The sequence below is a fragment of the Enterobacter soli genome, from assembly GCF_964208575.1.
GTDB classification, from domain to species: Bacteria; Pseudomonadota; Gammaproteobacteria; order Enterobacterales; family Enterobacteriaceae; genus Enterobacter; species Enterobacter soli_A.
The window spans coordinates 345,690-358,538 of sequence record NZ_CAXOFU010000001.1 but is presented as its reverse complement, the minus strand read 5'-3'; the positions used below and the strand labels follow the sequence as shown (position 1 = coordinate 358,538).

The window sequence follows — 12,849 nt, the reverse complement described above, 5'->3', positions numbered from 1 at the left end:
GCGCTGGTGAACTCAATGCGGTAGCGGAACGGCTGGCTCAGGGCCTCGTGCCCTTCCAGGGCCAGCACGTCCAGCCCGGACGGGCACTCTTTTACCGCCAGCAGATGGTGGCTGTGGCTGAAACTGATAATAGGGTTTGTGCTCATAATTACCGTCCGCTTTCTGTGCTGAACTCAAGTGCGATCCCTTCCTCTTCGCTCCACCCCATCGTCAGCGCCGCCGGCTTCTGCTTCGCCGCCATATGCGCAAGAAGCTGCTGGCTCAGCACCGGCAGGATCTGCTGATTGAGCAGGCTGTCGACGTTACGCGCTCCGGTATCCGGAAGCAGGCACGCGGCGGTCAGGGCATCGAAGAGGCTTTCTTCAATATGGGTGGTCAGACCGTAGTGGCGATGCAGACGCTTGCTGACCTGGGATAGCTTCATTTCCACGATAGTGCGCATAGCGGCTTCCGCCAGCGGACGGTAAATCACCGTCTGGAAGCGGGCCAGCAGCGCGGGCTGGAAGTGATCGCGCAGGATCGGGCGCAGCAGCTCGTGCAGATCGGCTTCGCTGGCTTCCGGCTGCTCGTCCAGCAGCTGCATCAGGTGGTCGCTGCCCAGATTCGAGGTCATCAGGATCACCGTGTTGCGAAAATCGATCTCGCGACCTTCGCCATCGCGCATGAAGCCGCGGTCGAAGACCTGATAGAACAGATTCATCACGTCGCGGTGCGCTTTTTCCACTTCATCCAGCAGCACCACGCTGTACGGGCGTTTGCGCACGGCTTCGGTCAGGATCCCGCCCTGCCCGTAGCCCACGTAGCCCGGAGGGGAACCCTTCAGTTGGGATACGGTATGCGGTTCCTGATATTCGGAAAGGTTGATGGTTATCAGCGACTTTTCGCCGCCGTAAAGGCAGTCGGCGAGCGCCAGCGCGGTTTCGGTTTTGCCGACGCCGCTCGGCCCCACCAGCAGGAAGACGCCCTGCGGGCCGTTTTCAGAGGTTAACCCCGTTTTTGACGCGCGCAGACGCTGGGCAATCGCGGTCAGGGATGTATCCTGCCCTACCACGCGCTTGCCGATGTCGCGTTCAAGGCTCAGCAGTTCGGTCTGCTCGTCCTTCATTAACGAGGAGAGCGGCACGCCCGTCCAGTCGGCAATCACGTTCGCCACTGTGCGGGTGTCTACGTCCACCTGAACCAGCACGTCACCCTGCTGCGCCTGCTCCAGCTCCTGCTGCAGCGCCACGATCTCGCCCTGCTCGCTGCCGTTCTCACGGCTGGTCACAAGCTGGCGCGCAAGCTGTTTTTCGGTGTCGAAACGGCTTTCCTGCTGTTGCAAAGTACTTTCCAGCGCCGCTCGCTGCTGTTCGATGTTGCTCAGGCGATCGTCGTGCTTGTTGCTTCCGGCGGCAATATCTTCCAGCAGGGCCTGCTCTTCCAGTTCGAGCGCGGTCAGCTGCGCTTTCAGGCGCACGATAGCTTCCGGTACGGTGTCGAGGCTCATGCGCACGCGCGCCGCGGCGGTGTCCAGCAGATCGACAGCTTTATCCGGCAGCTGGCGTCCGGTGAGGTAGCGGCGGGAGAGCGTTACCGCGGCGCGCACCGCATCGTCGGTGATATGCACGCCGTGATGTTCCGCGTAGCGGGATTTCAGGCCGCGCAGCATCAGGCAGGCTGTGTCGTCATCCGGCTCGTCCACTTTGACCATCTGGAAGCGGCGCTCCAGCGCGGCGTCGCGCTCGAAGTACTGCTTGTATTCGCTCCAGGTGGTCGCCGCGATGGTACGCAGTTCACCGCGCGCCAGCGCCGGTTTCAGCAGGTTGGCCGCATCCGCGCCACCCGCCTGGTTACCCGCGCCGATAATGGTGTGCGCTTCATCAATAAACAGCAGCACCGGCACCGGCGACTGCTGCACCGCGTCGATGACGTTTTTCAGGCGCTGCTCAAACTCGCCTTTAACGCCCGCGCCCGCCTGCAGCAGGCCAAGATCGAGGGTACGCAATACCACCGGCTTGAGCGATTCCGGGACGTTGCCTTCGGCAATGCGCAGCGCCAGCCCTTCCACCAGCGCGGTTTTCCCGACGCCCGGCTCGCCCACCAGGATCGGGTTGTTTTTACGACGGCGGGAGAGAATATCCACCATCTGACGAATTTCAGTGTCGCGACCAAATACCGGGTCAATTTTGCCCTCTCTGGCTTTGGCGGTGACGTCAAGGGTGAACTTATCCAGCGCGCCCTGCAGCGCCGGGTTGAGTTCACCGTCTTTCATTTCGGCATCAACCGGACGGCCCACGAGCTCGACGCCGTCGCTGGCGGATGCCTGAAGCGCGGCCTCCTGCTGGACTTCTGGACGCTCGTCGGACTGCGCATCCAGCAGCGGACGCAGGCGTTCAAGCTGGCTTTGCCCCAGGGTCAGCAGCGGCCACAGGCCGTCGCAGTGCAGCAGTTTAGGGCTCTCCGTGAGCGCCATCAGCAGATGCTGGCTGCGGATCTGCTCTTCGCCCTGCAAGGAGGCCGCCATCCACGCCTGCTTCAGCAGCGCGCCGAGAGCGTCCGACAGCTGCGGACGGTGGCGCACGGAGCGCGGCAGCGTGTCCAGCCAGGTCAGCAGCGACTGCCACATGCCGTCCATGTCCCATTCATAGCGGCGCGCCAGCACGGTAAGGTCGCCCTCGCCCTGCTCCAGCAGTTTTAGCAGCCAGTGTTCCGGCATGATTTCAGCGTGCGCGCGGGTCTGACACAGGGAGGCGGCACCTTCCAGCGCGCGGGCGCAGTAAGGGTTAAGGCGACGTAACAGGACGGCTGAGTTTTCCATTTTTCTCTCTCTTCGTTATTCCCGGGCACGCTACCGCCCCTCGCTGTCTACTTACCAAAGCGCATCAGGTCAGGCGGGCAGATTGTGTGATTCTTTGCAGAAGGCCCGCAGCCGCAGGCGCTCGGCAAAAAACTGCGGACAGGTTGCCCTGTCCGCATCGGGCTTACGCGGTGGCGCGTTCGTTCCAGGAATCGGAATGAATGATGTTGCCGTCTTTGTAGGTCCAGGTGATTTTTTCGTAACGCAGTTCGATCTGCTCGAGGTGGTTGTGTTTCTCGAAAGAAGGATCCTTGATGTCGTGCATCACAGGGTTCACTTTCACCACTTTCACGTTCTCGAGTTTGGTGTTGAAGTACTCAACTTCCTGACCCGCGTCGTTGATTTTGTACCACTTGAACTCAGCTGATTTCAGGGTCTGACCGGTGGTCACAGCCTTGTACAGGTACGGGCTGGAGGAGTCGATTTCCTTGGTGAACAGGAACGGGGTGTGGATACGCGTACCGGTCAGTTTGCCGGTGTTGTTATCGGTAGGGATGTACAGGTTATGCTGCTGTGCAACCACTTCGATGCTGCCTTCGCGATCCTGAACGTCCACAGAACCTTTGATGTCCGCGCCGCCGTCGTCTTTCAGCCAAAGATAAACAGGAATTGCCATGAGTTATTCTCCATTGTGTAGTGATGCGTCTTCATCCTGCGAAGACGCCAGCTTGTTGTCCGGTATCTGACAGGCATTCGCCTGGGGTACGAGACTGATTTCGACACGACGGTTGAGCGTGCGCCCCTCCGGCGTATCATTTGTGGCGACAGGTCGGCTTTCACCGTAACCCTGTACTGCAAAACAGCTTTCCGGTACGTCGCCCGTGTCACGCATCCAGTTACGCACCGCTTCGGCGCGCTTCAGGGAGAGCGTCTGGTTGAGCTGCGGATTCCCGGTGTTATCCGTATGCCCGCTGACCACGATCAGCCAGCCTGGCTTCGCCTTGATCCCCACCAGAGACCCCACCAGCATTTTGGTTGAGCCTGCTTTCAGCTCGGCTTTACCTGAATCGAACAGCGACATGCTGTCGAGGCGCACGATAGTCGGCACCGGCTTAACGACGGGTTTTGGCGGCGGCGGCGGCGGAACGTAAGAGCGAATAGCATCCAGCACCGGTCCGCGCAGATGTGCACCCTGGTATAAACCCAGGCTCATCCGTACGGGCTCGCCGTTACGTGCCCAGCCATCAAGCTGAATCGCGTCCTGTTTCAGCGTGCTAAGCGCCTCGGCTTTAGGGCCGTAATCGTCCATGGCGATACGGTCATAGCGGTGGATATCAAAGCTCATGCGCTGCAAAAGCTGGCGGTTATTCCAGGCGCTGCCCAGCAGCGCGGCACAGGCAGCCAGCAGAAGAAGCGCCATGCCGCAGCGCCACGCGCGCTCACGCGGCGTCAGCCCCTGTCCTTCCGGCAGCAGTGACAGCACAAAATCAGGCAAAGGCGACAGCACGGTGCTGTCCGTTCCTACGGGTTGCCAGCCAGCAACCTGCTGCATTGCGGTGCGGCGTGAAAGCCAGGTTGTCCACGCAGACGTTGCGAGGCTTCCGGTAGAAATCGGTCCCATTCCCCACAAAATTGCGCCGGGGACGATGGCCGACATGTCGGGCTGTTTGTCGGTGAAAACCGCGCTGACATGGGTGTCGAACCAGGCCATCAGGTTATTCATCAGCACCTGCTGCTGCATGGCCATTGCGCCCCCCGTTGTCACCCAAGACGAAATGGAGCTGGGCGCTGAGGATTCACGCCAGACGCTAATGCTTTCACCCGGGATCGCGGCCTGCCAGAGCAGGTCGTTCATCATTGAGCTACCGGCAAAGCCATTCAGTATCAGGGGGACAGAATGACCGGACTCCTTGCGAAACTGGCCAATCTGCCAGCGCAGGGCCAACAAACGACTGGTCAGCAGTTCAGTATCTGCGTGTTTCTGCGGGCAAACGCAGACCATCACCGAAATCTGCCGTCCCCAGTCAGGACGCTGCCAAAGCACCTGACGGGCGACCTGCTCAAGTTCCTGGTCGTCATCAACCCGAATCCAGCATCCCTGCGGTACCGTCATTACCTGCGATTGCTCGGGCCAGGAATGCGGCAGATCGCCGCAGACCAGCACGACAGGCTGGCGATAGGACGCTTCCGGCAGGTTGTCCAGACGCAGCGTGGTGTCGGGGGCTGAACGGCGACGGGCAATGAACCAGACGACAAAGATCAGCACCCAGACGGCGACCATGCAGGCAACAGCAGCCCACCGTGAGAAAGGTAAGAACCCCAGGCACAGCAAACCACTGAGGAATACCGCCCATAGGGCCATCAGCCGTTGTTGTGCAGAACTCATTTCACAACCTCAGGGAGCAGAGTTGCCAGCGTCTGATCCAGCCAATGATTCAGTCCCCACCACAGGGCTGCAACTACGACAATGCTCACCGCAATACGTACAGGCCAGTAGGAGAAAACACCGCCTGCCCCGCGTCCGCTGCGGCTTTCAGCCAGAATTGGCGCAGTTTGAGAATGGCTGAAGGGAACAACGCGATCGCTCAGCGCCTGAACCAGTTTCTGACGCTCAGGATCGTTCAGCGACCGGAAGTCGCCGAGGAACCCCAGCATCATGACGCGCTGGAAGCAGGTCAAAACGGCGCCCTCAGGAGCTGGTTCACGCAGTACCGCTTTCATGCGATCGCACAGCGTGTCGCCTGCATCCATCGTGCCGAGGAAATGGCCCTGCAATGGAATGTCGTACCACTGAACGCAGGCGTCATCATGGACGCCACGGCCTTTTACGGTTTCATCGAGTAAAGCGCACTGGGCGGTGAGAATATGCTGACGGCTGATGTCATCCATTCCGCCCGCTTTAAGGGCCTGCTGGACTCGCTCCACGTCTGATACGCAACGTTCCCACAGCACGCGGCCTTCCCCTTCCTGAAACTGGGGGCCATGACGCAGACTGATCACCTGTAGCCAGGTGTCCTGCAAAAGTGCATCAATATCAATAGGCGCAAACGCGCCGCGTTTATTGTCACTCATGTTCTTAATACCGCGTACAGTTCAAGCTCAGGTTCACCCAACATGCCCGGTGTGTAGAACACGCAGCTGCCGCTCTCCAGCATCTCCTGAGCCGCCGGATGAGACAGGTCGAGAGAGAAGTACTGGTTTTCAAGACGCAGCGGAATCGCCGCTGGCACATGGTGCAGCGGTAATAGCGGGATACCCTGACGAGATTTATTCACCAGACTTGCCACGAAGTCCGGACTACCGACTTTGCACTGAAGCGGGAACTGCTCCTGCAGCTGCGCGGCCGGAAGCGGTGAACGCACTGAGAGATAGTAATCAGCGCCTTCGCGCAGCCGCGGATCGTGCAGTTTCGCGAGCCACTGGCGCAGCCGTTTATCATGAGTCAGTTCAACCGAAACAACTCTGGACGGCAGGCTTGCCTCCAGCAAATCGCTCAACAGTCCAAACAACGGCGGGAATACGCTGTTCAACGCTTCATGCTGATAAACCGGGATCGCGCTGACCTGATGCTCAAGGGAGAACGTCAGCAGGCTGCCCGCCAGACGCGCCAGCTCGGGATATAACCGTTCAACCGGGCTCTGCGGGTTACGCTGGAACTGCCCCAGCACCGGCTCGGCGCTGTTCAGGGCGTTGAGCAGCCAGAACAGAGACACATCCGCTACCGCAAAGTCAGCCATACGCTCATTACTTTCACGGCGCATAGCCATCAGACGCGTCAGACGCGCGCGCAGCTGGGTCATCAGCATTTCAAGCTGAGTGACCAGCCAGCGGCTGCTTTGTACGGTCAGCAACGGTGGCAGGAAGGTTTCATCCAGCGTCCAGCCGCCTTGCGGATCCTGGAGCAGGCGAGCAACCGGACAGGTCAAATAATCACTGTTGTCCTGATGGGCGAAACGCAGCGTCAGTTCCGGCTGCATCACCGCAATCTGGCGAGTGTCGTCACCAAACTGATTACGCACATCCCGCCAGCGCTGACGGAAACGAACCGGACGCTCAGCCACTTCTTCAGGTTTCAGGCAGTTACCGCCGTTCGCCCGCATCAGCGGCAGAGCCAGTACAACCTGGACATCATGCGATGCACCGTCCAGCGAAAGCACCGGCGGCAGCGCATCAGCATTTTCGGTATCGACAAGCGTACCGTCCTGGAAACGAACATGCAGTTTACGGGCCTGCAGACGTCCGAGTTTCAGCGCGTCAGGTTCAAAGAGCGCCTCAATCATTCCCCAGGGATGATTGAGGCCCATCTGCGCGATGCATTCCACAGTCCAGGCCGCATAGGCGGCCTGATGTTGAAAATGCTGAGGAGAGACCATGATCCCACGGCCCCATAACGGTTGTTCCGTTTTCATCGGCATCCTGCCCTAATTACGCTTTAGCCTTCGGCATCTGGGAAACCAGTGACAGGTTGACGTCCATGCCTTCCACCTGGAAGTGCGGAATCGCGTACAGCTTGACGCGGAAGAAGCCCGGGTTGTCTTCGATATCTTCCACGATCACTTTCGCATCGCGCAGCGGGTGAGAAGCCTGCAGCTCGTCGCCTGGATCGGTCATTTCGGTGACCAGGCTACGTACCCAGGTATTCAGCTCCAGCTCCAGCAAACGACGGTCCTTGGTGGTACCGATGTTTTCGCGCTGAATCAGCTTCAGGTAATGCGCGATACGGGACAGCAGGAAGATGTACGGCAGACGTGCGTTGATACGGCTGTTCGCCGTGGCGTCAGCGGTGTCATACAGCGCAGGTTTCTGGGTGGAGTTCGCCGAGAAGAAGCACGCGTAATCGCGGTTTTTGTAGTACGACAGCGGGATGAAGCCGAGGTTAGCAAACTCGAACTCGCGGGTTTCCGGGATCATCACTTCTGACGGGATTTTCACCTGATTGCCGGTGCCCAGGTCATACAGGTGAATCGGCAGATCCTGAACAGCGCCACCGGCCTGAGGACCGCGGATCTGTACACACCAGCCATTTTTGATAAAGCTGCGCACCATGTTGGCCGCAAAGGCGAACGAGGCGTTGGTCCACAGGTATTTATCATGGTCCGGGCCTTTCACTTCTTCGACATAGTTGAAGCTACGCACCGGCACGGTGTCCGGGCCATACGGCAGACGTCCCAGCACGCGCGGCATTACCAGGCCGATGTAGCGTGAATCGTCGGTGTCGCGGAAGGATTTCCACTTGATGTACTCGGCGCGGTCAAAGTAGTTGCCGATGTCTTTGATCGCCGCAACCTCTTCCATGGAATCTTTAAGGAAGAATTTCGAGCCCGCGGAGCCGATAAACGGCATGTGCGCGGCAGCAGAGACTTTGGAGATGTTACGCAGCAGCGCAACGTCCTGAGGAGAGGCGTCGAACTCGTAGGCGGAGATCAGCGCCGCGATAGGCTCGCCGCCCGGGGTGTCGTATTCATCAATGTAGGTGTGCTTGTACAGGCCGCTCTGGATCACTTCCGGGCAGTCTTCAAAGTCCTGACGCAGGTCGTCTTTGGACATTGCTAGCAGCTCGATTTTCACGTTCTGACGGAAATCAGTTTTATCCACCAGGGACTTCACGCCGCGCCACAGCGACTCAACCGCCTGGAAATCATCGTGATGCATTACCGCATCCAGCTGGCGGCTAATCTGGTAGTCCAGCTCGGCGATGTGATGATCGATCAGGGTCTTGTCCAGTTTTTCAACTTTTGAGCCGGCCTTCATCAGGCACTCAAGAAACACCTGCATCCCCGCGGTCAGACGTTCGTCAGCCGTTGCATCCGCCATCGCCTGGCTGTCCTGCCAGATATCCAGCGCGCTCAGCTCGGAGACAGGGTTGAGGTTAATTTTTTCAAACAGAGAAGCGTATACGCCGCCGGCTGCCGGGCGTTCCAGAACCAGGCTTTCGCCACCAGCAACATTTTCATTTTGTACAGACATGAGCATTCCTTAGTTAATCCGTTAAAAGCGCGTCCGGTTATGCCTGTTTCGGTGCCAGGGCAGACAGTTCGCTGCGAAGCTCTGCGCTCAGCGCAGGGTCCAGCAGAATTTTTTCCAGCTCTTTTCGGAAAGCCTGGTTATCCAGCAGGTTTGCTTTCAGATCGCGAAGCAAATTGCGCATGGCGAGCATGGCTTTTAACTGTGGAATTTGACGTGCCACTTGTTCTGGCGCGAAATCTTTCATTTCACGGAAGGTCAGTGAAACATTCTCTTCGCTGCCATCGCCGGCCAGCGTATTTTTTACGGCGATATTCACTTTTGGGGAATAATCGGAAAGAACGCTGTCAAAGTTATTTTTGTTGATATTAACTTTTTCACGTTCAGCAATTGTCTCGGTTTCTTGACCATTGCTGAAATCACCTGTAACCAGTAATTTCAGCGGTAACTCAGTTTTCTTGCTCGCCCCGCCGGTATGCAGGTCGAGTTTAAGGTTAATACGTGCCTTAGGCACTTCTGTCTGGAAGCTGTCAGCCATTTAACAATCCCTATGTTTTTCACTATGAGAAACTTTCACACCATATTTCTTTACACGCGATGATAGGGCAAAACATGAACCTCGATCAAATTTTTAGATCATTGAACTGCCTTAAGTAATTTCTTAAGAATTTTCCACTGAAAAGTCTCAAGAAAATTCTTACGCCAACAGAAAAAACTACCGTTCCGTAGATTTGATTCGAACGGTTATCTCGCATTAATGATGAACGCCGAAATATTACTTCAAGGCCCGAGAAAGATTGATATGAATCAAGGTCGGCCAATGACAAATAAGCAGCGCGAATTTTTTGAGATTATTTCATATATGAAGAACATGAAATGAGACTCTCTGGTGATAAATTCTGGGGTTATGTAAACCAAAGAGTCAAGTATGGAGGGGGCGTTAATACATTCACAGATAATATTTTTGTTAGCGGCAATATTTCAGAAAAATATAGTTATCGACAGACAGAAAGATCCTCAAAAACGGTTATTCCCTTCTTCACCTTATCACAACCCATTTCCAGCCGAGCAGCACGGTGGCTCCGATAATGGTCATGACCGCCGCCAGGTGCAGCAGAAAATCCAGGGGATGGACTTCAACCGGATGACACAGCGAGAGCAGCGATAACGCCATGCAGGCGACGCCAAACCCCGCGGTCGCCAGCGTCCGCAGCGGGTGCAGCGCGCGGGTGAGTCGCAAATAGCCAATAGCGATGGCCATCATCGGTGCGCTGACCGCCAGCATAAAGGCGTAACAGTTCACCTCGTCAGGATGATGTATCTGACCCTGCGCCTGCCCGAGGCTCAGCGTCGATGCCCCCAGCCAAAGGAGGATCGGCGGCGCAAACCAGCGCCAGCTCAGCGGCTTACGCCCGGCGATGCTCAGCAGAAACGCGTTACGAATAGCCAGCGTGCCGGTCGCGAACACCAGCAGCAGCTGAAACGCGGCGAGCAGCGCGCCGGGCTGCGTCCAGTCGGTGAGCACGCGCTGGAACAGCAGGCTGCTCGCGCCGCCGCAGGGCAGCGCCGTCAGCAGCCAGGCGATGACCCTTTTGCCGTTCGGCCAGGGTCGGCGCACCGGCCCGATCTCCCGGCTCAGTTTCTCAATAAACAGGTCATGACTGCCCATGATTCGCTCCCCTGCGGCGAAGCGTGGTTAACGCTCTGTGGAGTAATGATTTCACTGCCGCAATGCTCAGGTTGTGGTGCGCTGCGGCTTCGGCGAGGCTCATCTCCTGGAGATGGATATGCTCGACAATTTGCCGCTGGCGCGACGGAAGCTGGTCTAAAATCAGCGCCAGCTCCTCCTCTCGTTCTTTGTTATCGCTATTTTCCACCGTGGCGACGTCATAGGCTTTCTCTTCGTCCGTTTCGCGCTGCTGATAACGCCCGCGGCGGCGCAGCGCATCGACGCTGCGCGCCTGCACGATCGCCATCAGCCAGGGTAAAAACGGGTGCGCCGGATCGTAGGTATGGCGCACCCGATGTACCGTCAGCAGAACGTCCTGGATGACGTCGTCAACCAGCACGCTATCGGCAATCTGCCTGCGAACCCGTCCCCGAATCGCCGGGACAATGGCCCACAGCAGCTGCGTATACGCCTCGCGATCCCCCGCCTGGGCTAAGGCCATTAGCCCCGGCCAGCGCTCGCGCGGGGCGCGGTCGTTATCCATATTCCGCCACGTTATTTACCTCATGCTTTTTTACCGGAGGCCTGATTCAGGGCATTCACCACGATCGACGGCGTAAGCACCTGCGGCAGCACCTTCGGCGCGCTGCCGTCCGCCGGATAGACCACGTACAGCGGCAGCCCGCCCTGCCCGAAGGCGGTCATCGCATCGTCGATATCCGCATTAAACTTAGTCGAATCTGCGATCATGTAGACGGTTCCGGTGCGGGCGATAGCCTGCCTGACGGCCTCGGTCGATAGCGAAGTGCGATCGTTGACCTGGCAGGTAATGCACCACGACGCGGTAAAGTTAACGAAGATGGCCTTACCGTGGCCGCGCATGTCCGCCACCGTCTGCGGCGACCATTTCACCTCGGCAATGCTTGCCGCGCTTTGGTCGGCAGGCTGCGCCGCCTGAGTATGCATTACGCTGGGCAGCGGGACGATGGCGGCAACGAACAGCGCCACGGTCACCGACAGCAGCGCTTTCCAGGAGCGCCCGCTAAAGCGCCTGCGCTGGGCGATGCCGTAGAGCCACGCGCTAAAACTCACCACTACGGCGCAGGCCAGCATTGCCGCCAGCGCCGTGGTTCCGGCCTGCTGCGCCAGCACCCACACCAGCCAGGCAAAGGCCCCGAACATCGGGAACGCCAGGCCGCGCTTGAGCACGTCCATCCACGCGCCGGGGCGCGGCAGGCGCTGGGCGATTGCCGGAAAGAGCGAGATCAGCGTAAAGGGCGCGGCAAAGCCCAGCGCCAGCGCGAGGAAGATAGCCAGCGACACGGCCGGCGGCTGCACCAGCGCGTAGCCCACGGCCCCCGCCATAAACGGCGCCGAGCAGGGCGTTGCCACCACAATCGCCAGCGCGCCCGTTAAGGCCGAGCGCACAAACGCCCCGCGCCCTTCGACGCTGATTTCCCCCGCCCGCTGGAGCGACAGCCCGACTTCAAACACGCCGAGCAGGTTGAGGGCCGCCCCCAGAATAATCAGCGCCAGAGCGGCAATCACCAGCGGCGACTGAAGCTGGAACCCCCAGCCGACGGCGGTTCCCCCGGCGCGCAGCGCCAGCAGCACCGCCGCCAGCGCCATCATGGTGAAAATCACGCCAAGCAAAAAGCCCAGCCCTTCCGTTCGGGCGCTCCCGCTGTCGCCCTGATGACGCAACAGCCCGAGCGCTTTAAGGGAGATCACCGGAAAAACGCACGGCATAAAGTTAAGAATAATGCCGCCCGCAAAGGCGGCCAGAATGGCGGTAAGCATGGATCACCCCGAAGGCCAGATTACGAGTGCGACTGCGCGTATTTTTTCACCGCATCCATTGCTTTCTGGATATGGTCGTCCGGGTTGCGGTCGGTGTAGCTGAGCAGGATTTTGCCGTCCGGCGCGATCACGTAAGAGGTGCGATCGGACACGGTTTTGCCGTTCATCTGCATCAGGGTTTTGTACTCTGAGGCCACTTTCGCGCCCGGGTCAGCGGCGACCGCGAACTTGTCCCGGCACTCGAGCTTCGAGAACTCATCCACCTGATCCACGTTCCCGGCGGTCACGCCTACCACGGTGGCGCCGAGTTTTTTAAAGTCGTCGGTGGCTTCAGCGAAGGCGTGAGCTTCCAGGGTGCAGCCTTTGGTGAACGCCGCCGGGAAGAAGTAGAGCACCACCGGGCCTTTTTGCAGCGCCTGCTGCAGCGAGAAGGTCAGCGGTTTGCCGCCGAGCGCGCCCTGCAGGTTAAAGTCCGGGGCCTTGTCGCCCAAGTCCAGGGCGGCGCTGGCGTTAACGGCGAAAAGGGAAAAGCTCAGAACGGCAGCGGCAGAGAGGGTTTTCAAACGTTTCATGGTCAGCTCCATCAGGAAAAAAAGGGTTACCTGAAGAGTAGTTCGCTGAGAACGTCGGAAAAGTTTCG

General features: G+C 58.7%; 11 protein-coding genes. All 11 read right to left on the bottom strand.

What is annotated here, in order from left to right; translation table 11 throughout:
- Window positions 1-148: 148 nt before the first annotated feature.
- Window positions 149-2,797 carry a type VI secretion system ATPase TssH gene (gene tssH, locus AB6V08_RS01730; protein ID WP_368540962.1) on the bottom strand — a complete coding sequence of 883 codons (2,649 nt, stop codon included), beginning with the start codon at window positions 2,795-2,797 and terminating at the stop codon, window positions 149-151.
- Window positions 2,798-2,960: 163 nt separating this feature from the next.
- Window positions 2,961-3,452, bottom strand: coding sequence for a type VI secretion system effector Hcp (hcp, locus tag AB6V08_RS01725; protein WP_028019678.1), 492 nt, complete (start codon window positions 3,450-3,452; stop codon window positions 2,961-2,963).
- 3 nt (window positions 3,453-3,455) lie between these two features.
- Window positions 3,456-5,162: an OmpA family protein gene (locus AB6V08_RS01720; RefSeq protein WP_368540961.1), complete on the bottom strand. Its 1,707-nt coding sequence runs from the start codon at window positions 5,160-5,162 to the stop codon at window positions 3,456-3,458.
- Window positions 5,159-5,848, bottom strand: a complete 690-nt coding sequence (gene tssL, locus AB6V08_RS01715) for a type VI secretion system protein TssL, short form (protein WP_368540960.1) — start codon at window positions 5,846-5,848, stop codon at window positions 5,159-5,161. Before tssL ends, AB6V08_RS01720 begins: the two co-directional genes overlap by 4 nt.
- Window positions 5,845-7,185, bottom strand: a complete 1,341-nt coding sequence (gene tssK, locus AB6V08_RS01710) for a type VI secretion system baseplate subunit TssK (RefSeq protein WP_368540959.1) — start codon at window positions 7,183-7,185, stop codon at window positions 5,845-5,847. Before tssK ends, tssL begins: the two co-directional genes overlap by 4 nt.
- 16 nt (window positions 7,186-7,201) lie before the next feature.
- A complete protein-coding gene (tssC, locus tag AB6V08_RS01705; RefSeq protein ID WP_368540958.1) occupies window positions 7,202-8,749 on the bottom strand; it encodes a type VI secretion system contractile sheath large subunit in 1,548 nt (515 codons plus the stop codon).
- Window positions 8,750-8,780: 31 nt separating this feature from the next.
- Complete coding sequence (gene tssB / locus AB6V08_RS01700; RefSeq protein WP_368540957.1) at window positions 8,781-9,278, bottom strand: type VI secretion system contractile sheath small subunit; 498 nt, start codon at window positions 9,276-9,278, stop codon at window positions 8,781-8,783.
- 501 nt (window positions 9,279-9,779) lie between these two features.
- Complete coding sequence (locus tag AB6V08_RS01695; RefSeq protein ID WP_368540956.1) at window positions 9,780-10,409, bottom strand: DUF1109 domain-containing protein; 630 nt, start codon at window positions 10,407-10,409, stop codon at window positions 9,780-9,782.
- Window positions 10,396-10,953, bottom strand: a complete 558-nt coding sequence (locus tag AB6V08_RS01690) for a sigma-70 family RNA polymerase sigma factor (RefSeq protein WP_368540954.1) — start codon at window positions 10,951-10,953, stop codon at window positions 10,396-10,398. Before AB6V08_RS01690 ends, AB6V08_RS01695 begins: the two co-directional genes overlap by 14 nt.
- A gap of 20 nt (window positions 10,954-10,973) precedes the next feature.
- On the bottom strand, window positions 10,974-12,209 hold the full coding sequence (locus tag AB6V08_RS01685; RefSeq protein ID WP_368540952.1) for a protein-disulfide reductase DsbD family protein: 1,236 nt from the start codon (window positions 12,207-12,209) through the stop codon (window positions 10,974-10,976).
- Window positions 12,210-12,229: 20 nt separating this feature from the next.
- The gene (locus tag AB6V08_RS01680) at window positions 12,230-12,781 is read right to left on the bottom strand and encodes a peroxiredoxin (protein WP_368540951.1); all 552 of its coding nucleotides are present in this window, start codon (window positions 12,779-12,781) and stop codon (window positions 12,230-12,232) included.
- Window positions 12,782-12,849: the final 68 nt, after the last annotated feature.

Bases quoted from the DNA above. Each gene is read 5' to 3' on its own strand.
- tssH (WP_368540962.1), bottom strand. From the start codon at position 2,797: ATGGAAAACTCAGCCGTCCTGTTACGTCGCCTTAACCCTTACTGCGCC.
- hcp (WP_028019678.1), bottom strand. From the start codon at position 3,452: ATGGCAATTCCTGTTTATCTTTGGCTGAAAGACGACGGCGGCGCGGAC.
- AB6V08_RS01720 (WP_368540961.1), bottom strand. From the start codon at position 5,162: ATGAGTTCTGCACAACAACGGCTGATGGCCCTATGGGCGGTATTCCTC.
- tssL (WP_368540960.1), bottom strand. From the start codon at position 5,848: ATGAGTGACAATAAACGCGGCGCGTTTGCGCCTATTGATATTGATGCA.
- tssK (WP_368540959.1), bottom strand. From the start codon at position 7,185: ATGAAAACGGAACAACCGTTATGGGGCCGTGGGATCATGGTCTCTCCT.
- tssC (WP_368540958.1), bottom strand. From the start codon at position 8,749: ATGCTCATGTCTGTACAAAATGAAAATGTTGCTGGTGGCGAAAGCCTG.
- tssB (WP_368540957.1), bottom strand. From the start codon at position 9,278: ATGGCTGACAGCTTCCAGACAGAAGTGCCTAAGGCACGTATTAACCTT.
- AB6V08_RS01695 (WP_368540956.1), bottom strand. From the start codon at position 10,409: ATGGGCAGTCATGACCTGTTTATTGAGAAACTGAGCCGGGAGATCGGG.
- AB6V08_RS01690 (WP_368540954.1), bottom strand. From the start codon at position 10,953: ATGGATAACGACCGCGCCCCGCGCGAGCGCTGGCCGGGGCTAATGGCC.
- AB6V08_RS01685 (WP_368540952.1), bottom strand. From the start codon at position 12,209: ATGCTTACCGCCATTCTGGCCGCCTTTGCGGGCGGCATTATTCTTAAC.
- AB6V08_RS01680 (WP_368540951.1), bottom strand. From the start codon at position 12,781: ATGAAACGTTTGAAAACCCTCTCTGCCGCTGCCGTTCTGAGCTTTTCC.